This is a genomic window from Duganella sp. AC917 (assembly GCF_979258245.1).
Map to the genome: position 1 here is coordinate 1139789 of NZ_OZ409848.1, position 24789 is coordinate 1164577.

A 24789-nucleotide genomic window follows, 5' to 3' on the forward strand; every position below is an offset into this window, starting at 1 on the left:
GGGCACAGTATGAAAAAGAACCATCTTCGCGTCGTCATCACCGGCGCATCGAGCGGCATCGGCGCAGCCACCGCGATCGCGTTCGCCAGGCAAGGTTGTCAGCTGGTGCTAGGGGCGCGCGGGCGGGAAGGCCTGGACGACATCGCCAGGAAATGCCGCGCCGCCGGCGGTGACGCCTCGGTCGCCACCGTCGATGTCACCGACGCGTCAGCCGTTGCCGCTTTCGCCGCCAATGCGCGCGACGCCCTCGGCGGTATCGACCTGTGGTTCAGCGATGTGGGGACTGGCGCTGTCGGCAAATACGTTGACGTGCCAATCGCCGACCATCAGTGCGTGGTCCAGACCAACCTGGTCGGCCACATGAACGACGCGCACGCGGTGCTGCCGATATTCCAGGCCCAGGGGCACGGCATCTGGGTCAACATGATCTCCGTCGGCGGCTACGTTACGTCGCCGTTCGCGGCCGCCTATGCCGCCAGTAAATTCGGCTTGCGCGGGTTTAGCTCGGCGCTGCGGGCGGAATGGCAGGACTATCCCGACATCCATATCTGCGATGTCTACCCGACCTTTGTCGATACCCCTGCGGTCTTTCACGCGGCAAATTACACCGGCGCCCGGCTCACTTATCCGCCGGGGGCGCTGGCGCCGGAAAAGGTCGCGCGTGCCGTCGTCAAGCTGGCGCGCGCGCCGCGCCCGACGACGGTGATCGGCATGCCTGAGATCATGCTCAAGCTCAGCCAGGTCGCCAATCCGCTGGCTGCCTACTTGATGAACCGGTTCATGACGACCTGGTCGCAGAAAGCTGACCCCGTCGAGAAAACCAGCGGCACGCTGTACGTCCCGCCCAATCGTCCGAGCGGCGTTCGCGGTGGTCAACGCTTGCATCCTCCGCAGGCCAAGACCGTGCTGCTGGTGGGTGCGGTCGCGGTGATTGCAGCGGTGGGCGCGCAGCTGTTGCGACGCCGGTCCTGAGCCGCCGGTCTTGAGTCGAGGTGCCGGTCGGTGCGAGCTCGGGTGTTGGCATTCGCCCCCGCGCAATGTATGCTGCGCCATCCCGCACCGCAACCAAGACGAAAGACTTACATGAACAAGCTGTTTTCCACCTGCGCCATCGGCCTGACCCTGGCACTGACGCTGGCCGCCTGCGACCGTAACAAGCCGGCCCAGCCTGCCACGACCGAGGCGACTCCCAACGCCGCCAACGTCGCGCCGGTCACGCTGCAAAAGATCGATACCGTGACCGGTACCGGCAAGGACGCCGTCGCCGGCGCCACCGCCGTGGTCCACTACACCGGCTGGCTGTACGAGCCGAACTCGCCGCAACAGCATGGCGCCCAGTTCGACTCGTCGAGCGGCCGTTCGCCGTTCAGCTTCCAGCTTGGCGGCGGACAGGTCATCAAGGGGTGGGACGAGGGCGTGCAAGGCATGAAGGTCGGCGGCAAGCGCACCTTGATCATTCCAGCTGCCATGGGTTATGGCGATAGCGGCGCCGGTCCGATTCCGCCCAACGCCAACCTGATCTTCGACGTCGAATTGCTCGACGTGCAGTAATCAAACCGCCCGGCGCGGCCCGCACCTGATATTCAGGAAGGTGTGGCGCCGCCGGCGGGTACGGCCAACAACGCTTGTTCGGCCACCGCTTCCAGCATTTCGCGGCTGAAGCCGGCTTTGGCCTGCACGGCCATGCCGTGCATGACGGCCATCAGGAAGGCCGCCAGCGCCTCCGGGTTGGCGGTCGGCGGCAGGTCGCCCTCGGCCTTCGCCCGTACAAAACGCTCCCTCAACTGCATTTCACCCGCCGCGCGGAAGTCGATCAACGCCTGTCGAACCGGCTCCGACTCGTCCGATCCCGCCACCGAGCCGTTGATGCCGAGACATCCGGCCTGCTCGGGCGAGCGCGTATTCAATTCGACCGAACTGAACAGGATATGCCTTGCCGCCTCGCGTGCGGTCGGCCGCGCCAACGCTTCCGGAATGTGGTTCATGAACCGTTCCTGATAGCGGTCCAGCACGCGGCGAAACAGCGCTTCCTTGTTGCCGAAGGCCGAATACAGCGCAGGGCGCTCCACGCCCGCAGCCTCGGTCAGGTCGGCATAAGACGTGCCCTCATAGCCCTTGCGCCAGAACACGCACAGCGTTGCATCGAGCACTTTTTCCACATCGTATTCGCGATGGCGTCCCATCAGCTCACCTCATATTTAAAATAACGGCCGTTACGAAATAGCTTGACAGCGTTTCGCAAAATTATATACTAATCGTTATCGTAACGATCGTTACTGATAATCTGATGCAACCAATAGGGGTATTTATGTTGAAAACATTGACGGGCAAGGTAGCGCTGGTAACCGGTGGCTCACGCGGACTGGGCGCCGCCACGGCGGAGGCGCTGGCGGACTTGGGTGCGGACGTCGCGATCAGCTACGTGTCGTCGGCCGGCAAGGCCGAGGCCGTGGTCGCCAAACTCAAGGCCAAGGGCGTGCGCGCCATTGCGATCCAGAGCGACCAGGCAGACATGGCAGCCGCCAAGCCGCTGGTCGACCAGGTAATGGCGCAGTTCGGCAAACTCGACATCCTGATCAACAACGCAGCGATCGCGGTGCAGGGCAAGACGGTTGACGATCCCGAACTCGACACGGTCAACCTCGATCGCCAATGGCAGATCAACGTGATGGGCACGGTGGCGACCACGCGGGCGGCGGCGCCGGTGTTGTCGAACGGCGGCCGGATCATCTTCATCGGCTCGCTGCTGGGCACGCGCGTGCCGTTCGCGGGCGCCGCCGACTACTCGGGCACCAAGGCGGCGATCGCCGGCTACGCACGCGGCGTGGCGCGCGACCTCGGCGGTCGCGATATCACCGTCAACGTGGTCCAGCCCGGCGTGATGCCGACCGACATGTCCGCCGAAGTACTGGGCGATGGCGTGCCCGAGGCGCTGATGAACCTGCACCCGATCCGCCGCATCGCCACGTTGGAGGAGGTCTCCGCGCTGGTGTGCTTCCTGGCCGGACCGAGTGGCGGCTACATGACCGGCGGCGTACACGACGTGGCCGGCGGCCTCGGCGTTTAATCGATGCAAACTTTTACACACAATATCAAGGACATGAAATGAGCGGACAGTTTAATGCGAAGTCGACGGCGGACGAGGTACTTGCCGGGGTGGATCTGACAGGGAAGCGGTTTCTGATTACCGGTGTATCGTCGGGGATCGGTCTGGAAACGGCGCGTGCGCTGATCGCGCGCGGCGCCGATGTCGTCGGCGCGGTGCGGTACATTGAAAAAGCCGGGCCAGCGACCCAGCCGCTGCGTGAAGCGGCCGCGCGGGCAGGTGGCAGCCTGGAGCTGGTCGCGCTCGACCTGGCATCGTTGCAGAGCGTGCGCAGCGCTGCCGACCAGTTACTGGCCGATGGCCGCCCGTTCGACGCGATCATCGCCAACGCCGGCGTGATGGCGACCCCATTCGGCCGCACGGTCGACGGTTTCGAAACCCAGTTCGGCACCAACTATGTGGGCCACTTTGCGTTGGTCAACCGGATCGAGTCGCTGCTGGCGGACAATGGACGGCTGGTCGTGCTGTCGTCCCAGGCGCATCGGGTGGCCGATGTCGATCTGGACGACCCGAATTTCGAGCGGCAGGAATATGAGCCCTTCGTCGCCTATGGCCGCTCGAAGACGGCGACGACGCTATTCGCCGTGGAATTCGACCGCCGGCACCGCGAACGCGGCGTGCGCGCGGCCTCGGTAATGCCGGGCAACAGCCTGACCGATCTTCCGCGCAATTTCTCGCAAGAAGAGTTGCAGGGGTTGTTCGCCACCGTGGGCAAGGCGCGCGCCGACGCCGGCTTGCCGCCGGCCGAACTCAAGTCAATTTCCCAGGCCGCCGCCACCTCGGTGTGGGCGGCAGTGGTTGCCGACAAGGACGAGATCGGCGGACGGTATCTGGAGGATTGCGCGGTCGCGGCGGTCAACGACACGCCGAACCCGTTTGCCGACGGCGTCAGGGCGTACGCGCTCGACGCTGACAAGGCTGGGCGGCTGTGGGTTCGGAGTGAAGCATTGATCAGCGCGGCGTCGGTTTGAGGTGACGAAACGGCCCAAGGGATATCGTGACATTTCGTGACTTTTTCGCGCGAACCCTTGGGCTACACTGCTGTCTTTGCCAGCTAATGGATTGATATGATTTCCCCGCGCCGATCGGCTCCGCCGGTATGACGGCTTTCTTGTCGCCGTACCCGATTCCGGACTTGCTGTTCACGTTTTACCTGCTGATTTATTCGCCGCTGAGTAGCCTCTGGCGCAGTCGCCATCCCCGGCCAAAGCTGGACTTGCCACCGCTCCGCAGTTATTGGCGGCAAGGGCGTTACGTGCTTGTGCTTCTCTGCGTGTTCACGCTGGTCAAGTGGTTCGGCGGATACAGCTTGGTCCAGCTTGGACTGGGTATTCCTGTGTCTTCCGGTGCGCTGTGGGGGCTGGCCACCGTCGTTTTACTTCTGGCACTGATGCATCTGCTCGGCAATCGTATGGACCGGAAACGGACGCCCGAAGAGCGCATCAAGCAGGAGGACAAATTGCGGGATTTGCCCTTTCCGATGCCGCGAAGACCAACGGAAACTGTGGCCTATCTGGTCACGACGGTGGTCATGACGTTCACATGGGAGCTTCTTTATCGTGGATATTTACTGCTGATCCTGACGCCTGTGACGGGTTTGCCGCTGGCGGTTGCGCTGGCGGCGATAGCTTATGGCGCCGGCCATGGGTATCAAAATGCCAAGCAATTTATCGGCTCCATCGTGGCTGCGTTCGCCTTCACCATCGGTTATGCGAGCACCGGTAATCTCTGGTGGCTGATCGTGCTACACGCGGCGGTGCCAGTGGCGATGATGTATGCCGCTCGCAAGATTGCGCCACGGGAGTCGGCGGCCGCCTAGGCGCTCAGCGCTTTCAGCTTGTCCAGTTCCTCCAGAAAACGTTCGGCGGCCAGCGGCGGCGCCCAAGGCTCCCACGCCGTGCCACCATAGACCGCGTGCAACGGGTCGTCGTTGAGCGGCGGCACGGTGATTTTCAGTGTATGTAGCACTTCCTTCGCCGACCAGCCGACCACGTGCACGGCTTCGCTGGCGGCGGCGAGCCGATCCGCCAGCTTGTGGGCGGCGTGTTCCTTGTCTGTCCAGTGCGGCAGGCCATAGCGCAGGAACACCGCATTTTCCAGCCGCACCGTCAACGCGCGGAAACCTTCCCCCAGAAACGGCTTCAATGGCGACACGCAGTCGAAGCCCAGCAGGCCTTCCTCGGCGTCGTGCAACAGCTCGCGCATGGCCGCCAGGGGCGCCAACTCGACCCCGATAGCCTTGCACGCGGCCGCCCGCAAATGCATGACGGTGAGCGAGTGCTGCGCCACCGACAGCGGTCGGGGCCACGCCGAATGCCCGCCCCAGCGGTAAGTGCGCGCCAGCCCCAGCGCCAGGTCCGAGTCGTCCCAGTCGAACGGCGTGGGATCGAGCAGGTCCAGCCGCCGTTCCGATGGCATGCGCACCCAGGCGCGGTTCGGGGGATTGCGGTGATCGTCGCGGCCCATCAATTTTCCTTTTTTGTGGCGTAGACGCCATCGTACACCCTGGAAGATGAATTATTTTTGGGCAACATGAGCGGGATTGTCATACACTGGAAAAATGTTCATTTTTTAATATTATTTAAGCTATGGCGACGCGTCCTTCTTATATCTACCAGGGTGGCTCGGTGCTGATGCATTCGCCGCTGCAACTGCAAAACGCCGAGATGTACGGCTACTTTGTGCGGGGCGATCTGGCCAAGCTGCAAGCGACGCTCGACGGCACGCTCAACCAGGTGGCCGGCCGGCGCATGCGCTTCAAGGCGATCTCGCCTTACGTGCTGCTGACGTTCACGCGCGTCAACCACGCCGATTCGGCGGTGGCGGTCGACCAGAACAAGGGCTGGATCAGCGAGATCGACATCGTCACCTGGATCATGGTGGGGGCGATGGACGAGGAGGGCGAACTGGCCCACATCTACTACTACCCGGCGCATATCTTCGTCGACGACGGCATGGCGCTGATCAACGGCCGCGAGCTGTTCGGCTATCCCAAATACCTGTGCGAGTACGAGATTCCCGCCGCCGGCGCCGAGCCGCTGCGCTGCGCCGTCGCGGCGAAGGGCTTCCATCCGTTCTCGCCGCAGACCAAGATCGCCATGCACCCGCTGCTGGAGGTGAACGCGACCCAGAAAACCGGCATCGACACGCCGGTTCACAGCCTGTTCGATTTGATCGAAGAGGCCATCAAGCTGTTTTTGTCGATCCCCGATTTCTTCAACCTCGATGCCGCCGGCTGGGACGACATCATCTCGCTGCTGCGCAATCCGCGCATCGATCAGATCTTCCTCAAGCAGTTCCCGGACAGCGCGGGGCTGAAGGCGGTGTACCAGGCGATTCTGGCGGCACCGGCCACTATCGAGAAGATCCATGGCGGCGGCCTGCTGGGCTACGAATACGAATGTGTGCTGCACGCCTTCGACAGCTTCCCGCTGCACGACACGCTCGGCCTGCAACTGGGGCCGCAGCAGGCGATCCTGCCTTACAGGCTCAATTTCGATTTCACCGCGCAGCCGGGCGAGGAGTTGATCGACAATTCCAGCGTGGCGCCGAAGAAGATCGCCATCCTGGGCGGCGGCGTCGGCTCGATGACGGCGGCCTACTATCTGAGCGACCTGCCCGGGTGGCAGAACAACTACGAGATCACCGTCTATCAGCAAGGCTGGCGCTTGGGCGGAAAGGGCGCCAGCGGCCGCAACGCGCAATACGGCCAGCGCATCGAGGAGCACGGCCTGCATATCTGGTTCGGCTTCTACACCAACGCCTTCAAGATGATCAAGGACGCCTATACCAGCCTGGATCGCTCGCCCGGCGCGCCCCTGGCGACGTGGCGCGACGCCTTCAAGCAGCACGACTACGTGGCCATGTCCGAGAAGGTCGGCGACCGATGGCATAACTGGTCGATCGTGTTCCCTACGCTGCCGGGTGAACCGGGCGAGGGCGATCAGGAAATCTCGATGTGGCAGCTGGCTGTGGCGATGATGGGTTGGATCGAACAATGGATCAACTGTATCGACGAACTGACGGCAACGCTGGACGTGGGCGAGCAGCCGCACCACGAGGGTATGCTCGAGGAGTGGCTGCACCGTCTGGCCGAGGGCGTGGCCAACACGGTCAACGAATTGGCCGACGACCTGACCCTGGCGGCCAGCGCGCTGACCGGAATGGTGGCGAACATGTCGGCCGATACCGGCGTCCATACGGAAGTGGAGCACCACGCGCTGGCGGGCGTGCTGGAAGGCGTGCGTGGCCGGCTGCGCACGCGCTATCGCGGCCTGGCCGACCGCGCCCATGCCGATGGCGATGTGCTCGACGACATCCGCCGGCTGTTCATCTGCCTCGATCTGGGCATCACTGTGATGAAGGGCGTGTTCGACGACGGAGTACTCAAACACGGCTTCGATGTCATCAACGATATCGATTTCCGCGACTGGCTGCGCAAGCATGGCGGCGACGAGGAACTGTGCGTGAACTCGGCGCCGGTGCGCAGCTTCTACGATCTGGTGTTCGCATACGAGGGCGGCGATTTCAAGAAGCCGAACGCCGAGGCGGGAACCTTGTTGCGGTCGATGGCGCGCATCGGCCTTTGCTACAAGGGCGGCATCATGTTCAAGATGCAGGCGGGGATGGGCGATACCGTGTTTACGCCGCTGTACGAGGCGCTGCGCAAGCGCGGCGTCAAGTTCAAGTTCTTCCACAAGGTCGAGGAGCTGGTGCCGGACGGCCGCGAGATCGACGCCATCCGGATGACGCGCCAGGTCGATCTGGCGGATGTTGAATCGGTTGACGAATATCGGCCGCTGGTCGATGTCAAGGACCTGGCATGCTGGCCGAGCCAGCCGAATTACGAGCAGATCGACCCCGAACAGGCGGCGCTGCTGCGCGAGAAGGAGATCAATCTGGAGTCTTACTGGAGCGACTGGCCGCGCGTGTACCAGGAGCGCTTCGACAAGCCGCTGCCGGCGCTCACGCTCAAGCGCGGGGTTGATTTCGACCAGGTGGTGTTCGGCATTTCGGTCGGCTCGCTGCCGGCCCTGTGCCCGCAACTGCTGGCCAAGAGTCCCGCGCTGCTGGCGACCTCCGAGCAGGTGAAGACGGTGGCGACGCAAGCCTACCAGGTCTGGCTGGACAAGGACCTGACGCAAATGGGCTGGGCCATCCAGCCCAATGGGCAGCAACCGGTGCTGAGCGGCTTCACCGAGCCATACGACACGTGGGCGCCGATGGACCAGCTGCTGGCGCGCGAGGATTGGCCGGCCGGTCAGGAGCCGCGCAATACTTCGTACTTCTGCAGCGCGCTGACGGTCGACAGCTATCCGCCAGCCAGCCATACGGAATTCCCCAAACAGATGGCAGAGCTGGCGAAGCGGGGTGCGATCAACCAGCTTGCCCAGGAGATCGCGTCATTGTGGTCGGCTGCGGGGCCTGCAGGGGCGTTTCCGTGGCAATGGCTGACCGACGCGAGCGGCGCCACCGGGGCGCAGCGCTTCGACGCGCAGTACTGGCGGGCGAATGTCGATCCATCGGAGCGCTACGTGATGTCGGTGGTCGGCAGCACCAGATACCGCTTGCAGACCGACCAATCTGGCTTCGACAACCTGTTCCTGACCGGCGACTGGATCAAGACCGGCTTGAACGCCGGTTGCGTCGAGGCGGCGGTCATGGCCGGCATGCAGACCTCGCGCGCGATGAGCGGCCATCCGGCGACGATCGACGGCGAGACCGATTTTATTTGATGTTTTGCGCGGGCGTTGTCCGCGTTCGCCCGCCGGTCACGCCAGCTGTTTGTAGAAAAAGGTGGTGGCGCAGTAGGCGCCGTCGGGCATGAGCGCGTAGTTCGGCACCGTGCCGGCGCTGTGCCAGCCCGCGCGCTGGTACAGCCGCTCGGCGTCGCCACCGGTGACGGTATCGAGCACCAACACGCTTTTGCCGGCATCGCGGGCCGCGTCGTCGATCGCCGCCATCAATAATCCGGCCACGCCGCGCCGGCGCGCGTCGCGGTGCACCAGCATCTTGGCGATGTCCGCGCGGTGCGGCTGGTTGTCCGGCTGCGCCGTGATCAACTGCACCGTGCCGACCACGCGCAGGTTTGTATCCTGCGCCACCAGCAGCACGCGCTCCGCGCGCGCCACGCCGGCCAGCACGCCACGCCAGAATGCCAGTGCTTTTTCACGCGCAAGCGGCAGCATGAAGCTGACCGAGGCGCCACCCTCCACACAATCGATCAACACGTCGGCCAGCGCCTGCGACAGCGCTTCGCCGCGCTCCTTCGCTTCATCGGCGTCGATGCGGCGCACGCTGATTACATCGGCCATCAGTTTCTCCTTGTCGCGGGCTGGGACGTCAGCGCGACCAGATAGCGCGCGCGTTCATCGGTGGGGTTGAAGTAGACGATGTGGCGTTCGAGGCGCATCGCCAGCGTATCGCCCGCGTGCAGCCGCCATTGCTGGTCGCCGACGCCGATGTCCATCGTGCCTTCGATGATCCAGATTTGCTGATGGATGTCGGCGCCATGGGGCGCGCTGTCGTAGGCGACGCGCTGCCCCGGCGGGAAGATGACGTCGACCAGTTGTATCGGAGAGGGTGCGGCGGGCGAGAGGCTGCGCCGGGTGTAGCCGGAGGCCGGGTCGGTCCATACCGCCTGTTCGGCGATGCGCGCCACCGGTGACGGTTGTTCCGCCGTCGCGGCCTTGTCCTCGAACAGGCTCGCAAGGGCGACGCCAAGTGCGCTGGCCAGTTTATCCAGGACTGCGGCGGTGGGGCTGCTTTCGCCACGTTCGATCAGCGAGATCGTCGAGCGGCTGACGTTGCTGCGTGCCGCCAGTGCGTCCAGCGACAAGCTTTGCGCATCGCGCAATTCCCGCACGCGGCGGGCGATCAATAAGTTGATATCCATGGATTTCCATTTTACAGGAAATCCATGTCCAGTAAACTGGAATCGATATCTTTACGCTTGACTAGGGGTTAGCGGTTGTTGTCGCTGCTGTTGTCGCCACGTGCGCCGGCGGCGCGATCGCGGTGCGTGGTTTCAGCCGAGGCGGCTGCCGCATCCTGTTTGCTGTCCTGGTAACTCCGGCTAAGATTGCCTTGGCGTACGCTCTGGTCGGAACGCGCCGGCGCGCGGCCGTGCTGCTCGTTCACGTGCGGCGTGTCGTTGGCCACATGGCCGGCGGCATGCGTGCCACTTTCCGACATGCCTTCCCGCTCGGGATCGTAGCCGTCGTGCGGCATGTTGGCGCCTGGCTTGAAACCTTTTTCGCTCGGTTTGTTCGGTTGGCTCATGATGCTTCTCCTTGGAAAGGGGAGGAACCATTGTCCATCCCCGAGTTCATATCCTAAGCTGCCCCAACGGTTCAGCGAGTAGGAGCACATGCCGAGGCGATGTAGGATTGCACGGAGGGAAACTTGCGTCATGACATCGGCCAGGATGATGATTGCCGGCAAGCAGACGGCGGTTAAAGTTCATGTCGGCTAGGATGTCACCGCAACACGGAACAGATGGACGCGAAAGCGGTCTATCTTTATTCACCTCGAAAGGATCTGACATGGGCATACTCAGCAACATTTTCCACAAGATTTTCCCGGGCTCGCACCCTGCGGCGGCGCAACCCGCGGCAACGCCGGCACCGGCACCGACAGCGGCAGCCGCAGCCGCAGCGCCGGTCGCCGCCCCGGTGGCCGCACCCTCCGCCGCAGCGGCGACAGCGCAGACCGCCGCAGCACCAGCGACGCAGCAGGTCGATGTCGAGGCGATTCTGACCACGATGCAGCAGCAGAACGCGCAGCCGCTGAACTGGCGCACCTCGATTGTCGACCTGCTCAAGTTGCTCAATCTGGACAGCAGCCTGGCTTCCCGCAAGGAGTTGGCCGACGAGCTGCATTTCACCGGCGACAAAAACGATTCGGCGTCGATGAATATCTGGCTGCACAAGCAGGTGATGAACAAATTGGCGGAAAACGGCGGCAAGGTGCCGGCCGAGTTGAAGGACTAAACGTTAAAAAACGCCTAGGCACCGCTGACGTCGGACGTCCTGGCGTTGTCGACAGCGGTGCGCAGGTCGCAGCATGCCTTGTCCAGCGCCGCCTCGACGTCCGGCAGCATGTCGGCCACCTCGACCAGCTGGCCTGCGGTCGCAGCCGATTCCATTTCGCTGCACAGCGTGTGCAGGTGCGTCGAACTCAGATAGCCGGCGCTGCCTTTCAGCGCATGGATGGCTGCCGCCGCCGCGCCGGTGTTGCCGGCGATGACGGCCGCGCGCGCGGTTTCCATGCGCCGTGGCGCTTCCTCCAGGAATGCCTGCGTGAGCCGCTGCATGTGCTTGTGCGACATGCCGGCCAGCGGCATGATCTGCACCGCCTGGTTGTCCGGCCGCGCGCCGCCGGCGGTCGGGCCGGGGCCGGGGTCCACACCGAACTGCTGGTCCAGCGCCTCGTTGCGCGCGGCCGTCACGCGCGTCGTGTCGGTGGCGCGCAGCGGCCGTCCCAGGCTCAGGTGCAGCGCGATGATTTTCTCGATCTGATCGTACAACAGGCGCTCGTCGACCGGCTTGCTGAGGAAGCCGTCCATGCCGACCGCGAGATAGCGAGCGCGGTCGTGGTCGCTGGCGTTGGCCGTCAGGGCGATGATCGGGATGCCCGGATCGAGCACGCGGTAGTCTTCGCTGCCGCCGCTACGGATCAGGCGGGCGGCCTGCTCGCCGTCCATCATCGGCATGCGACCGTCCATCAGCACCAGATCGTAGGCGGCAGTGCTGAGCGCATGCAGCGCCTGCAGGCCGTTTTCGACGATGCGGATGTCGTGGCCCATGTTCTCCAGCAAGGTGCTGACGATGATCTGGTTGGTGCGTACGTCCTCGGCGCACAGCACGCGCAGACGGTAGGCGTGATGCTCCTTGCGCGGCAGACTGAACGGATCGATCGCCGGTTCCGCGCCCAGCGCCAGCGGCAAAGTGACGCTGAAGGTGGAGCCGACGCCGACCCGGCTTTCGGCCGCGATCGAGCCGCCCATCAACTCCACCAGTTCCTTGCAGATGGCCAGGCCGAGGCCGGTGCCGCCGTAGCGGCGCGTGGTCGAATGGTCGGCCTGCTCGAACTTCTGGAACAGGCGCGGCAGCGTATCGGCGGGGATGCCGGGGCCGGTGTCGGTGACGTCGAAGCAGACGGTGGAGTGGCCTTCGGTGGTCATCATCGCCGAGACGTCGAGCCGCACTTCGCCGCGGTCGGTGAACTTGATGGCGTTGCCCAGCAAATTGAGCAGGATCTGTCGCAGCCGGGTCGGATCGCCGCTGACGTAGCGCGGCAGGTCCAGCGCCAGGTCGCTGCGCAGCAGCAGGCTCTTGGCGTCGGCCTGGCCTTGCAGGATGCCGATGGCGTCGTCGATCAGCGCGATCAGGTCGAAATCGACCGTCTCGATCGACAGCCGGCCGGCGTCGATCTTGGAAAAGTCCAGGATGTCGTTGAGAATGGCCAGCAGCGATTCGCTGTTTTGCAGGCCGATGCGCAGGTATTCCTCGGTCCGGCCGCGCACCGACTGGTCGCGCATGGCGAACTTGATCATGCCGATCACGCCGGCCAGCGGGGTGCGGATGTCGTGGCTCATCGCCGACAGGAAATCGATGCGGTGGCGGCTGACCACTTCGGCGTGCTCCTTGGCCTCGGTCAGCTGTGCGGTGCGCTCCTGCACGCGCTGCTCCAGCGTATTGCGCAGCAGGCGGATCTGGTCGGCCAGCGCGAACGCCAGCAACACGCCGTCGAGCGTGCCACCAAGCAATGTGAACAGCTGGGCGTTGGTCACCATCGCCGGAATCAGGCCGACGTTGGCCGGCAGGATCAGCAGTCCGGGCACCATCAGCGCGACAAAGCCGAGCACGAAGAAGCGCGCCGGCTGGTAGCCGCGCCGCCAGACTACGATGCCGCTGGTCAGCGCCAATGTCATCCAGATCGTGATGACGATGGTGGCGATGGTGTGGGCGTAGCTCAGGGCCAGGAAGCAGCTTGGCAGGGTCAGCAGCGGCAGCACGATGTTGACGCGGCTCAGTTTATACAGGCGCGGCGCGTACTCCTTCAGGCGCAGGAAGGTGGTGTAGAACAGCGTGCTGAGCACCGGCAGCAGGAAGAACGGCACATAGTGCCAGTGCAGGTTGTGCCAGTCGAACAGGTCGGCCGACAGGTGGAACGTCATGCCCCAGGCGACCGCGTAGCACAGCACGTACAGCGAGTAGTACAGCGACGAGCGGTCGCGCGTGATCGAATAGATGAAGAAGTTGAACACGGTCAGCGCGAGCAGCGCGCCGATGGAGCCGATGATCAGCACGTTTTCGCGCGCGACCAGCTGCTGGTAGGCGGTGCGCGGCAGTACCGAGAACACCGGCGTACGCGCGTAATACGGGCTGGAGAAGCGGATCAGCACGTGGTAGCGCTTGCCGGGCTGCAGATCGATGTCCTTGCCGTAGTGCAGCAGATAGGAATGCGGCTGGCGGTAGCCGGTCAGCATCTGGCGCACGCTGCCGTCCTCGCCGTAGATCTGGATGTCGACCATGTCGATCAGCGTGTCGTTCGGGTCGATGACCCAGGCCGACTGATGGCTGTCGTTGCGCAATTCGGCCACCAGCCAGTAACTGCCGCCGAGCAGATCGACGTCGCCGGCCGGTTTGAGACCGGCCACCAGCGCCGGCAGTCCGGCCGCCGTGGCAGGGTAGGGCTGGCCTTCGTCCACATAAAGTCGACCGGCCTTCGCCAGGTCGATGCCGCTGCCTTCGACAGCGGCGGTCAGAGCTATCGGCGCGGCCACGGCGGTGGCAGCAATGCAGCGCGTCATGGGCCAGAGACAGAGCAAGCTCAGCAGAAACAGCAACGCGTAGCGCCGGCCATGGCGGGCAGGTGCTGTCAGCGCGTGGTACGTCTTGCTTGCTTTACTCATTGATATTCCGGAATGCTGCCGATCTGGAGCGTATTGTTTTGACCATTTTAAACGAGAACATGTATGTATAAGACAAAAAATGGTCATGGTGCCGGGCAACGTTGTTGGCAATATTGCAGCTGAGATATCAGACGGTTATGATGGTGGCTTTTGCGTCGGGACAACACGCGTGTTAATTACTCCAGAACAATTCTTCGGCTTTCTCAGTGCCGCGCTGCTGATCACCATTTCGCCGGGACCGGACAATCTGATGGTGCTCAGTGTCGGCATGTCGCGCGGGCGCCGGCAAGGCATGGTGTTCGGGCTCGGTTGCGCGCTGGGCTGCCTCAGCCACACGGTGCTGGCGGCGCTTGGTGTCAGCGCGCTGATCAAGGCATCGCCGCTGGCCTTCGGCGCGCTCAAGGTGGTCGGTGGCGCTTATCTGATCTGGCTCGGCATCGGCGCGCTGCGCAGCCGTGGCGGCGCGCGCGTGCAGGGTTCTGCAAGCGGCGTGCCCGATGAAAGCCTGGGTAAGCTGTTCGCCAAGGGACTATTCGCCAACGCCATCAATCCGAAGGTGGTGCTGTTTTTCCTGTCGTTCCTGCCGCAGTTCGTGGTGGCCGAGCGCGGCGACGCCAGCTGGCAGACGGCGCAACTGGGCTTACTGTTCACGGCGCAGGGCGTACTGGTGTTCGGTTTGCTGGGGTATTTTTCGGGCGCGGTGGGCGCGTGGATCAACCGCCATCCCGGCGCCGGCATGTGGATGGACCGGGTGGCCGGCGTGATTTTCGTCGGTCTCGGGCTGCGCCTGATCATCGCCCGGTAAAAAAATCTGTTCGTGGGTCCGGTTGTCATCATGTCGTCATGCGGCGTTGCCATACTGGCCTTGCTCTTTCAAGTCTCTCCCGATTTGAAACCCTTCGGCCCGCGCTCCTTGCTGTGGGCCTTTTTTTTATTTGGCGACCAGGGTAAAGCGCAGCTCCATCTTGTCTTGAACGGCCATGGCGCCGCCCATCACCGAAAACGGGACGAGGCCGAAATCGGTCTGGTTCAGATCGACCGTGCCGCTGACCGTCATGACGCCGTTATCCTCCCGCAGCTCGACCGGGATCGCGTAGTTGCGCGTGACGCCGTGCAGCGTGATCGCCACGCGCAGCGGTTCGCCGGCCGCGCCACGCTCGGCTTGCACCGTCACCACCGGATAGCGCTCGGCGTCCAGCACCTTGGTCAGCATATTGGTCCGCGTGCCGTCAATGGCGTCGGCCGACGGCTGCTTTTCCAGGCCGGCGACGCGGCGCAACTCCGGTTCGTCCACCGTCAGCTGGTCCAGACGGAACCGGAAGTCGGCGCGGTTTTGCGCCGGGGCGACCGTGCCGGTGACCGTGCGGCTGGCCACCACGTGATCGTGGCCCAGCCGCGCCAGCACGCCGCCGCGCCGCACCGTGATGGCGATCAGCGAGCCGGCGCTGTCGATGTGCAGGACGTCGGCCGCGGCCGATGCCGGAGGCTTCGGCGGGGAGGCAGGTACCGTCGGTGACGGGGCGGATGGCGCGCCGGCGGTGTCGCCGGGCGTCCGCATTGGTGAGCAGGCGGCCAGCGCGACCAGCAGCGCAGTGCCGGCCAAGCGGCGGGCAGCGCATGTCGATAAAGTCTTCGGTGCGCGAGGTGTATGCGTCATTTGGCCGTCATATTGTAAGATTATTATGCGTTCGCTGATCCCAGCGTGCTCCAGTTGGTCGCCGCACCCAAGCAGGTGCGGGATTTCACAAAGCATGACTCAGCAGGCTCGCCGGTGGCCTGAAACACCGGCACCATCCTACCTAAGTTTTGCTCGGCTATCCAAACTTAATGAAGTCCTAAGCCTGACTTTGCCGATAGCTGGCAAAGTACTACCCATAGCGCGCGGTTAAGCCGAGCGCCCGGTTGCCGGACCCCTACAGCCCGGCACAGATTTCGTTCAGGCGGCACGATCGCCGCCGGACACCCGGCCATCCCCACGCTTTCGAGCGTTTTACGACCAGTCTCATCTCGCGATGATGCTGGTTTTTTTTTGCGCCTGGCTGTCGAGCAGCTTATCTCTTGTGTTGTAAATTTTCTATCGTTGATGTCTGCACCATCTTTAGAATCGGGCTATTATCTCTTTAGACAGACGACAAACAAAGGCAGAGACAAATGATCGACCTGTACACGGCCGCCACGCCGAATGGCCACAAAATCTCCATCGCGCTTGAAGAGCTGGAGTTGACCTATACGCTGCATGCGCTGGAGCTGTCGACCAACGAGCAAAAGCAGCCATGGTTCCTGGCGATTAATCCCAACGGCCGCATTCCGGCCATCATCGACCGCTCGGAAGATAATTTCGCGGTGTTCGAATCGGGCGCCATCCTGATCTACCTGGCCGAGAAGACCGGCGAATTGATGCCGACCGATTTCAAGGGCCGCTCGAAGGTGCTGCAATGGCTGATGTTCCAGATGGGCGGCGTCGGCCCGATGATGGGGCAGGCGAACGTCTTTTACCGCTACTTCCCGGAGAAGATCCAGCCGGCGATCGACCGTTATCAGGGCGAGAGCAAACGCCTGTTCCGCGTGCTCGATGGCCATCTGGCCAACAACGAATACCTGGCCGGCGATTATTCGATCGCCGATATCGCCAATTTCGCGTGGGTGAATATTCATGACTGGACCGGCATCCCGGTCGACGATCTGCCGAATCTTCAGCGCTGGCTGGCGGCGATCCGCGAGCGCCCGGCCGTCAAACGCGGCTTGATCCTGCCGCCCCGCGTGGAGCGCACCACGCCTGAAGAACTGGAGCAAGTGGCGGTCGAGGCGCGCAAGATGCTGGAGACGGGCCAGTCGCGCACCGGCGGCGTGTGAGCTGAAGTTTTACACCGCCGGGTGCAGCCGCATCCGGCTACGCCACCCGCTTGTACCAGGGCTGGTGCGGGAACACCTGTTTGTACTGGCCCGCCAGCGGTTCGCGCTCGTCGAACGGGCGGTCCAGCACCAGCATGCCCGATTGGGCCAGGCTGTCGTCGAACAGCCGCAACACGCGCTCCCGGAGCTGCGGGCCGAAGTCCGGCAGCGCGCGGTCGGCCACGATCATCTGGAACTCGTTGAACGAGGCGTCGGTCACCAGATTGTATTGCGCCCACGTGATGCGGCTGCGCAGATGCGGCAGCAGCACGGCGCGCGTGCCTTCGGCGTTGACGTCGAAATAGTCGATCAGCCGGCCAACGCCGCCGCTCTTTATATAGTTACCCTGCAGCTCAGCCAAACGCGCCATCGGCAGGCTCGCTTGCAGCGCTTCGTCGAGCAGCGCGTCGCTGGCGACGGTGGCGTAGATTTCGGTGCGTGGGCCCAGCTGCTCCTGCTCAAGCAGGATGGCCAGGGTCCACGCTTGCTGGGCGCCGGCGCAATCGGCCAGCCACACGCGCGGCAAGGCGGCGCCGTGCAGGCAGACACCCAGCGACATGCGCAGCAGCGCGGTCGCCGTTGTGTCGTCGAACATCAGCGCCGGCTCGACGTAGAGCGCCTTGAGCAGGGCGTTGCAGGCGGCCGGGTCGTGCAGCACCTTCGCTTGCAGCGCGGAGATGCTGGTTGTCGACAGTTCGGCCATCAGCTGCCGCACCTTGCCGCGCACCGGGTCGCGCTGATAGCCGCGATAGTCGTAGCCGTGGCACTGGAACAGCGCTTCCAATAGCAACTCCAGTTCCAGCTCCTCGACCGACGACGGCGAGTGGCGCCGCGCCGAAAGCGTCATGTCGACCATCAGTGCAACCACACCCGCATCAGCGACAGCAACTGCGCCACATCCACCGGCTTGGTGATGTAGTCGGAGGCGCCGGCGGCGATACATTTATCGCGGTCGCCCTTCATCGCTTTGGCGGTCAAGGTGATGATCGGCAGCGATTTGAACTTGGGAATGCGCCGGATCGCGCGCATGGTGTCGTAGCCGTCCATCTCCGGCATCATGATGTCCATCAGGACGATCTCGATGGTCGGATCTTTTTCAAGCACCTCGATGCCGTCGCGGCCATTTTCGGCGAACGACACTTGCATCTGCTGGCGCTCGAGCAGCGACGATAGCGCGAAGATGTTGCGCAGGTCGTCGTCGACGATCAGCACTTTGCGGCCGGCCAGGCCGCCGTCGGCCGCGTGGATTTCCTCGAGCATGCGGCGTTGCGCCTCCGGCAGGCTGGCCTGGGAGCGGTGCAGGAACAGCGCCGTCTCGTCGAGCAGGCGTTCCGGCGAGCGCGCATCCTTGATGACGATGGTCTTGGCGTAGCGTTTGAGCTTGGCCACTTCCTTGCGGTTCAAATCCTTGGCAGTGTTGATGACGATCGGCAGGTCGCGCAGCGATTCGTCCTTGCCGATGATGTCGAGCAGGTCGAAGCCGGAAATATCCGGCAAGGTCAAGTCGAGCACCATGCAGTCGAAGCGTTGTTCGCGCAGCGCTTCCAGCGCGGCCTTGCCAGTATCGACGGCGACGATGTGCAGGTCGGCGTCGCCGATCAGCGCGACGATGGAGTCGCGCTGCGCCGGTTCGTCGTCCACCACCAGCAGGCTGCGTTTGCCGCCCAAAAGAAACTTCTGTATCCGCGCAAATTCCTCCTGCAGCGCGGCCTTGTTGACCGGTTTGTTCAGGTAGGAGATCGCGCCGAGGCGCAGCGCGCGTTCGCGTTCGCGCAGGCTGGACATCACATGCACCGGGATGTGGCGGGTGCTCGGGTCGCGTTTGAGGCGGTCGAGCACCGTGAAGCCGTCGATGTCCGGCAGGTCCAGGTCGAGCAGGATCGCCGACGGCAGGTAGTCGCGCGCCAGGCTCAGGGCGGAGTCGCCCTGCATGGTCACCACGCCCTTGAAGTTCTTCTCGCGCGCGAAGCCCAGCACGATCTTGGCGAAGCGCTCGTCGTCCTCGATGATCAGCACCGACGGATCGCCCGGCGCCACCAGTCCGCGGTCGTCGCTGGTGCTGTATTCGCTGATATCGGCATCGAGCTCACCGCCTGCGGCGGCAGCCGCATCATGTTCCGGCATCGACAGTTCGCTGTAGTGCGGCGCCGAGTAGACGATATTCGGCGCCGGCGCGACCGGCATCGGCAGGCGCACCTGCGGCTGGCGGCCCATGTCGTAGTTGATAAATCCGGCGCGGTTGTAAGGCAGGAACAGCGTGAACGTGGAGCCGTTGCCGACCACCGATTCGACGCGGATTTCACCGCCCAGCAGGCGCGCCAGCTCGCGCGAAATCGACAGCCCCAGGCCGGTGCCGCCGTATTTGCGCGCGGTCGAACCGTCGGCCTGCTGGAACGCCTCGAAGATCAGCTGCAGCTTGTCGGAGGCGATGCCGACGCCGGTGTCGCTGACGGCAAAGGCCAGCACCGCGTCGGCGTGGATCAGGTTCGGGTGGTCGTTGGAGAAGCCGCTGTCGACCAGGCTGATGACCAGCGAGACCTGGCCGTGCGTGGTGAACTTGAACGCGTTCGACAGCAGGTTTTTCAGCACCTGCTGCAGGCGCGTGGTGTCGGTCATCATCGCCGTCGGCAGGTTTTCGCGCAGGTCGACCGAGAAGCCCAGGTGCTTGGCCTCGGCCATGTGGCGGAAGGTGCGGTCGACGTAGTTGCGCAAGTTCAGGAAGCGGTATTCGGAGACGTCCAGTGTGACCGTGCCCGACTCGATCTTCGACAGGTCGAGAATGTCGTTAATCAGCGTGAGCAAGTCGGAGCCGGAGCCGTGGATGGTCTTGGCGAATTCCACCTGCTTGCCCGACAGGTTGCCGTCCGGGTTGTCGCCCAGCTGCTGCGCCAGGATCAGCAGCGAATTCAATGGCGTGCGCAGCTCGTGCGACATATTGGCCAGGAATTCGGATTTGTATTTCGACGACAGCGCCAGCTGGGTGGCTTTTTCCTCCAGCGCCAGTTTGGCCTGTTCCACCTCGCGGTTCTTGCGTTCCACCTCGATGTTCTGCTCTGACAGCAGGCGGGCTTTTTCGGCCAGCTCCTGGTTGGTCTGTTGCAGTTCCTGCGCCAGCGATTGCGATTGCGTCAGCAGCGATTCGGTGCGGCTGTTCGCTTCGATGGTGTTGAGCACCACGCCGATCGATTCCATCAGCTGGTCGAGGAAGGACAGGTGGGTTTCGGTGAAGCGGTCCAGCGAGGCGATTTCGATGACTGCCTTGACCTGCTGCTCGAACAGGATCGGCAGCACGACGATGTTGGTCGGCGGCGCGGCGCCCAGCCCGGACGAAACGACGATGTAATCGCGCGGCACGTCGGTCAGCCAGATGCGCACCTTCTCCAGCGCGCACTGGCCGACCAGGCCTTCGCCCGGCAGGAAGGAGGTCGGCAGCTTGCGGCTGGAACGGTAGCCGTAGCTGGCGATCATGCGCAGGCGCGCGTCCGATTCCTGCGAGTCCATCATATAGAACACGCCGTGGTGGGCCGACACCAGTGGCGCCAGCTCGGACAGAATCAGTTTGGTCACGGCCTGCAAGTCGCGCTGCCCCTGCAGCAGACGGGTGAAGCGCGCCAGATTGGTCTTGAGCCAATCCTGCTGCGCGTTTTTGAGCGTCGTATCCTTCAGGTTGCGGATCATCTCGTTGATGTTGTCCTTCAGGTAGGACACCTCGCCGCGCGCCTCCACCTGAATGGAGCGCGACAAGTCGCCGCGCGTCACCGCCGTCGCCACCTCGGCGATCGCGCGCACCTGGTTGGTCAGGTTCGCCGCCAGCTGGTTGACGTTCTCGGTCAAGTCCTTCCACGTGCCGGCCACGCCGGACACGTTGGCCTGGCCGCCCAGCTTACCCTCGGTGCCGACCTCGCGCGCCACCCGCGTCACTTCCGACGCGAACGACGACAATTGGTCCACCATGACGTTGATGGTGTCCTTCAGCTCCAGGATCTCGCCCTTGACGTCCACCGTGATCTTTTTCGACAGGTCGCCGCGCGCCACGGCGGTGGTCACCGCCGCGATGTTACGCACCTGGCCCGTCAGGTTCGACGCCATGAAGTTGACGTTGTCGGTCAAGTCCTTCCAGGTGCCGCCGACGCCCGGCACATAGGCCTGGCCGCCCAGCTTACCCTCGGTGCCGACCTCGCGCGCGACGCGGGTCACCTCGGACGCGAACGAGGACAGTTGGTCCACCATCACGTTGATGGTGTTTTTTAGTTCCAGGATCTCGCCCTTGACGTCCACCGTGATCTTTTTCGACAGATCGCCGTTGGCGACGGCGGTGGTCACGTCGGCGATGTTACGCACCTGTCCCGTAAGGTTACCCGCCATCGAGTTCACGCCGTCGGTCAAATCCTTCCACGTACCGGCGACGCCGGGAACGTTGGCCTGGCCGCCCAGCTTACCCTCGGTGCCGACCTCGCGCGCCACCCGGGTCACCTCGGATGCGAAGGAGTTCAACTGGTCGACCATGACGTTGATGGTGTTCTTCAGTTCCAGGATCTCGCCCTTGACGTCGACCGTGATCTTTTTGGACAAGTCGCCGTTGGCCACGGCGGTGGTCACGTCGGCGATGTTACGCACCTGGCCCGTCAGGTTACCCGCCATCGAGTTGACCGAGTCGGTCAAGTCCTTCCACGTGCCGGCCACGCCTTTCACCTGCGCCTGGCCGCCCAGCTTACCCTCGGTGCCGACCTCGCGCGCCACGCGCGTGACTTCCGACGCGAACGACGATAATTGGTCCACCATAACGTTGATGGTGTTTTTCAGTTCGAGAATCTCGCCCTTGACGTCCACCGTGATCTTTTTCGACAAGTCGCCGTTGGCCACCGCCGTCGTCACCGCAGCGATGTTACGCACCTGGCCCGTCAGGTTCGACGCCATGAAGTTGACGTTGTCGGTCAAGTCCTTCCAGGTGCCGCCGACACCCGGCACGTAGGCCTGGCCGCCCAGCTTACCCTCGGTGCCGACCTCGCGCGCCACGCGCGTGACCTCCGACGCGAAGGAGCGCAGCTGGTCCACCATGACGTTGATGGTGTCCTTCAGTTGCAAAATCTCGCCGCGGACGTCGACCGTGATCTTTTTGGACAAGTCGCCGTTGGCCACGGCGGTGGTCACCTCGGCGATGTTACGCACCTGCGACGTCAGGTTACCCGCCATCGAGTTGACCGAGTCGGTCAAGTCCTTCCAGGTGCCGGCCACGCCTTTGACCTGGGCCTGTCCTCCCAGCTTACCTTCGGTGCCGACCTCGCGCGCCACCCGCGTGACCTCGGAGGAGAACGACGACAGCTGTTCCACCATGGTGTTGGCGGTGGTCGCCGCGCGCAGATACTGGCCCTTGAGCGGATGGCCGTCGACCTCCAGCGCCATGGTCTGCGACAGGTCGCCCTTGGCGACGGCGCCGATGACGCGCGCCATTTCGGTGGTCGGGCGCACCAGATCGTCGATCAGCGCGTTGACCGCGCTGATGATGGTGGCCCAGCCGCCGGCCATGTTGGGCACTTGCGCGCGCTGCGTCAGCCGGCCTTCGCGGCCTACCACGCGGCTGACGTCCGTCACGACGTGGACCATTTTTTCCTTGGTCTCGATAATGTCGTTCAGTGTGTCGGCGATCTTGCCGGACATGCCGGTCCAGTCGGAGGGCATGCGGGCGGAGAAGTCGCCTTTTTTCAGGGCCATCAGCGTCGCCAGCAGGATCTTCAGGTCCAGTTGTTCGCCCAGGTCGGTCATGTTATTCATCGGCTTGATCCTCGTTGTTCAGGAGGGATTTGGTGGTGGATGGAAGGATTGAGAGGGGTTCCAGGGTTGTAACCGGGAAGGGCGCACCCGGCGCGACGTGCCGCAGCACGTCGGCGGCCGGCTGCGGCGGCGCAAAAAGCTCGCCCTGGCAGCTGTCGCAGCGCAGTTCGCGCAGTACTTCAAGTTGCTGGCGCTGGTCCACGCCCAGCGCCACGACGCGCATGGACAGGGCGCGCGCGAGGTGGATCACGGCGGCGACGATGTCGGTGCCGCCTTGTTCGTTGCCGATGGCGTGGATGAACACCGGATCGATCTTCAGGACGTCGAGCTGCCAGCGCTTGCAGGCGGCCAGCGACGAGCGCGCGCTGCCGAAATCGTCCAGCGCGCCGCGCACGCCGGCCTCCTGCAGCTGCGCCAGCACCTGCTCCAACGGGCCGGCGGCGCCTTGCAGCAGTTTTTCATTGAGTTCGACGCCGATGCTGCCCGGCGCCAGGCCGTGCATGCGCATCGCCGGCAGCAGCACTTGCAGCAATTCGCCATGTAGCTGGGGCGTGGCGAGGTTGATCCAGATGCACAACGGCCCCGCAGTCCGGCCGTCGTCCGCAGGCACTGCCCGCTGCCACAGCGCCGACTGCGAACAGGCCTGCGCTATGACCCAGACATCGATCCGGTCCAGCAGCACGCGGTCCTGCACGTGCGGCAGGAATTGCGCCGCTTCCAGCACGCCGCGCAGCGGATGATGCCAGTACAGCCGCGCCTCGGCGGCGACGGTGCGGCCGCTGCGGATGTCGACCTGCGGCTGGTAGCGCAGTTCCAACTCGCCGCCGGCCATGGCCTGGCGCAGCTCCGCCGTCCATTGGGTCCGTTCGCGCTCGCGCACATTCAGCCCCTCATGGAAGAACTGCACCGGCGCGGCCGGATTTTGCTTGGCGTGGTACATCGCGGTGTCGGCATGCTTCATCAGCAGCTGGGCGTCGGCGCCGTCCTGCGGATACAGGGCGATGCCGATGCTGGCCGCCGTTTTGAGGCGGTGGCCGTCGATCTCGAAGGGCAGGGCGCAGGCCATCTCGATCTTGCGCGCCACGCGGGCGGCGTTGGCCGAGGCGGCGCGGCCTTCGATCAGCACGACGAATTCGTCGCCGCCCAGGCGCGCGACGATGTCGGCCACGCGCACCGCCGCCGACAACCGCGCCGACACCTGGCGCAGCAGCTCGTCGCCGGCTTCATGGCCGTAGTTGTCGTTGATCTGCTTGAATTTATCCAGGTCCAGGAACAGCAGCGCGAAGCCGATGCCGTTGCGGTCGGAGACGGCGACGGCGTGTTCCAGATGCTGGATCAGCGCGCGGCGGTTGACCAGATTGGTCAGCACGTCGCGCGTTGAGAGGTCGTGCGCGCGCTGCTCGGCCACCTTGCGCTCTTTGATCTCCAGTTCCAGTTCGCCGTTGATGCGCTGCAGGTCGTGCATCCGCTGTACCCGCAAATCCTGGTTCAGGCGTACCAGTTCCTCGGACTTGCTTTGCAACTCCATGTTCTTGACCGCCATTTCCACAAACACCGCGACCTTGGCCTGCAGGATTTGCGGGATCACCGGCGTGAACAAATAGTCGGCGGCGCCGGCCTGGTAGGCGCGCAGCCGGTTCATTTCGTCGGCGTAGTGGGCGGTGATGAAGATGATCGGCACGCCCGCCGAGCGCGGGTGCGAGTGGATCGCCTCCGCCGTCTCGAAACCGTCCATGCCGGGCATGCTGACGTCGAGCAAAATGACAGCGAATTCATGCAGCAGAACATGGCGCAGCGCCTCCTTGCCCGAGCCGGCGGTCATCAGCTCGTACAGCTGCTGATCGACCGCGTTGGCGAGCAAGCTTTCCAGCGCGTACAAGCTTGCCGGATCGTCGTTGACGAGAAGAACTTTCGGAATCTGCACGGCGGGCTGTATGGTAGTCAGGTTACGGTCCGGTGGATGACGTCTGGAAAGGAAAAGATACTCCTGTGCGTCATGGAGTCAAGCAATATTGTGCACTGCCGCAACATGGCAGTTTCAGTTATTGTAGCGATTTGATAAGCTAGTTGGTAACGTTTTCACGAGGCTAGTAGAGTACAG

General features: G+C 63.8%; 19 protein-coding genes. 9 read left to right on the forward strand and 10 right to left on the reverse strand.

The window, feature by feature from the left end:
* Positions 1 to 9 precede the first annotated feature (9 nt).
* Positions 10 to 972, forward strand: coding sequence for an SDR family oxidoreductase (locus ACZ0BA_RS05120; RefSeq protein ID WP_463450252.1), 963 nt, complete (start codon positions 10 to 12; stop codon positions 970 to 972).
* Between the two features lie 111 nt (positions 973 to 1083).
* The gene (locus ACZ0BA_RS05125; RefSeq protein ID WP_463450253.1) at positions 1084 to 1551 is read left to right on the forward strand and encodes an FKBP-type peptidyl-prolyl cis-trans isomerase; all 468 of its coding nucleotides are present in this window, start codon (positions 1084 to 1086) and stop codon (positions 1549 to 1551) included.
* Positions 1552 to 1583: 32 nt separating this feature from the next.
* On the opposite strand, the gene ACZ0BA_RS05130 is transcribed toward ACZ0BA_RS05125, so the two are convergent.
* Positions 1584 to 2183, reverse strand: a complete 600-nt coding sequence (locus ACZ0BA_RS05130) for a TetR/AcrR family transcriptional regulator (protein ID WP_463450254.1) — start codon at positions 2181 to 2183, stop codon at positions 1584 to 1586.
* 125 nt (positions 2184 to 2308) lie between these two features.
* On the opposite strand from ACZ0BA_RS05130, the gene ACZ0BA_RS05135 reads away from it, so the two are divergent.
* The 3 genes from ACZ0BA_RS05135 (at position 2309) to ACZ0BA_RS05145 (ending at position 4925) form a co-directional block, all read left to right on the forward strand.
* Positions 2309 to 3067, forward strand: coding sequence for an SDR family NAD(P)-dependent oxidoreductase (locus tag ACZ0BA_RS05135; RefSeq protein WP_463450255.1), 759 nt, complete (start codon positions 2309 to 2311; stop codon positions 3065 to 3067).
* A 38-nt stretch (positions 3068 to 3105) separates the two neighbouring features.
* Positions 3106 to 4077 carry an SDR family NAD(P)-dependent oxidoreductase gene (locus ACZ0BA_RS05140; protein WP_463450256.1) on the forward strand — a complete coding sequence of 324 codons (972 nt, stop codon included), beginning with the start codon at positions 3106 to 3108 and terminating at the stop codon, positions 4075 to 4077.
* A 128-nt stretch (positions 4078 to 4205) separates the two neighbouring features.
* On the forward strand, positions 4206 to 4925 hold the full coding sequence (locus ACZ0BA_RS05145; protein ID WP_463450257.1) for a CPBP family intramembrane glutamic endopeptidase: 720 nt from the start codon (positions 4206 to 4208) through the stop codon (positions 4923 to 4925).
* Here ACZ0BA_RS05145 and ACZ0BA_RS05150 read toward each other — a convergent pair.
* Positions 4922 to 5572: a phosphohydrolase gene (locus ACZ0BA_RS05150; protein WP_463450258.1), complete on the reverse strand. Its 651-nt coding sequence runs from the start codon at positions 5570 to 5572 to the stop codon at positions 4922 to 4924. The two genes, ACZ0BA_RS05145 and ACZ0BA_RS05150, sit on opposite strands and share 4 nt — an antisense overlap.
* Before the next feature lie 122 nt (positions 5573 to 5694).
* Here ACZ0BA_RS05150 and ACZ0BA_RS05155 point away from each other — a divergent pair, with 122 nt between their 5' ends.
* On the forward strand, positions 5695 to 8841 hold the full coding sequence (locus ACZ0BA_RS05155) for an NAD(P)-binding protein (protein WP_463450259.1): 3147 nt from the start codon (positions 5695 to 5697) through the stop codon (positions 8839 to 8841).
* A gap of 36 nt (positions 8842 to 8877) precedes the next feature.
* Here ACZ0BA_RS05155 and ACZ0BA_RS05160 read toward each other — a convergent pair whose 3' ends face one another.
* The 3 genes from ACZ0BA_RS05160 to ACZ0BA_RS05170 all read right to left on the reverse strand — a co-directional run bounded on the left by ACZ0BA_RS05160 (position 8878) and on the right by ACZ0BA_RS05170 (position 10387).
* Positions 8878 to 9420 carry a GNAT family N-acetyltransferase gene (locus ACZ0BA_RS05160; protein ID WP_463450260.1) on the reverse strand — a complete coding sequence of 181 codons (543 nt, stop codon included), beginning with the start codon at positions 9418 to 9420 and terminating at the stop codon, positions 8878 to 8880.
* Positions 9420 to 10001: a helix-turn-helix domain-containing protein gene (locus tag ACZ0BA_RS05165; RefSeq protein WP_463450261.1), complete on the reverse strand. Its 582-nt coding sequence runs from the start codon at positions 9999 to 10001 to the stop codon at positions 9420 to 9422. The genes ACZ0BA_RS05160 and ACZ0BA_RS05165 overlap by 1 nt, the downstream gene beginning before the upstream one ends.
* Before the next feature lie 68 nt (positions 10002 to 10069).
* A complete protein-coding gene (locus ACZ0BA_RS05170) occupies positions 10070 to 10387 on the reverse strand; it encodes a hypothetical protein (protein ID WP_463450262.1) in 318 nt (105 codons plus the stop codon).
* A 263-nt stretch (positions 10388 to 10650) separates the two neighbouring features.
* On the opposite strand from ACZ0BA_RS05170, the gene ACZ0BA_RS05175 reads away from it, so the two are divergent.
* Complete coding sequence (locus ACZ0BA_RS05175; protein WP_463450263.1) at positions 10651 to 11097, forward strand: DUF3597 domain-containing protein; 447 nt, start codon at positions 10651 to 10653, stop codon at positions 11095 to 11097.
* A gap of 14 nt (positions 11098 to 11111) precedes the next feature.
* Here ACZ0BA_RS05175 and ACZ0BA_RS05180 read toward each other — a convergent pair whose 3' ends face one another.
* On the reverse strand, positions 11112 to 14024 hold the full coding sequence (locus ACZ0BA_RS05180; protein WP_463450264.1) for a hybrid sensor histidine kinase/response regulator: 2913 nt from the start codon (positions 14022 to 14024) through the stop codon (positions 11112 to 11114).
* A gap of 169 nt (positions 14025 to 14193) precedes the next feature.
* Here ACZ0BA_RS05180 and ACZ0BA_RS05185 point away from each other — a divergent pair, with 169 nt between their 5' ends.
* Positions 14194 to 14829 (forward strand): LysE family translocator, encoded by a 636-nt coding sequence (locus ACZ0BA_RS05185; protein ID WP_463450265.1) that lies wholly within the window; start codon positions 14194 to 14196, stop codon positions 14827 to 14829.
* Positions 14830 to 14955: 126 nt separating this feature from the next.
* On the opposite strand, the gene ACZ0BA_RS05190 is transcribed toward ACZ0BA_RS05185, so the two are convergent.
* Entirely contained in the window at positions 14956 to 15681 is a 726-nt protein-coding gene (locus ACZ0BA_RS05190) for a YceI family protein (protein WP_463450266.1), read from the reverse strand.
* Between the two features lie 494 nt (positions 15682 to 16175).
* On the opposite strand from ACZ0BA_RS05190, the gene ACZ0BA_RS05195 reads away from it, so the two are divergent.
* Entirely contained in the window at positions 16176 to 16877 is a 702-nt protein-coding gene (locus ACZ0BA_RS05195; protein WP_463450267.1) for a glutathione S-transferase family protein, read from the forward strand.
* A 37-nt stretch (positions 16878 to 16914) separates the two neighbouring features.
* On the opposite strand, the gene ACZ0BA_RS05200 is transcribed toward ACZ0BA_RS05195, so the two are convergent.
* The 3 genes from ACZ0BA_RS05200 to ACZ0BA_RS05210 are packed head-to-tail and all read right to left on the reverse strand — an operon-like array spanning position 16915 to position 24612.
* A complete protein-coding gene (locus ACZ0BA_RS05200) occupies positions 16915 to 17763 on the reverse strand; it encodes a CheR family methyltransferase (protein ID WP_463450268.1) in 849 nt (282 codons plus the stop codon).
* A gap of 8 nt (positions 17764 to 17771) precedes the next feature.
* The gene (locus tag ACZ0BA_RS05205; RefSeq protein ID WP_463450269.1) at positions 17772 to 22688 is read right to left on the reverse strand and encodes a hybrid sensor histidine kinase/response regulator; all 4917 of its coding nucleotides are present in this window, start codon (positions 22686 to 22688) and stop codon (positions 17772 to 17774) included.
* A complete protein-coding gene (locus tag ACZ0BA_RS05210; RefSeq protein WP_463450270.1) occupies positions 22681 to 24612 on the reverse strand; it encodes a putative bifunctional diguanylate cyclase/phosphodiesterase in 1932 nt (643 codons plus the stop codon). The genes ACZ0BA_RS05205 and ACZ0BA_RS05210 overlap by 8 nt, the downstream gene beginning before the upstream one ends.
* Positions 24613 to 24789: the final 177 nt, after the last annotated feature.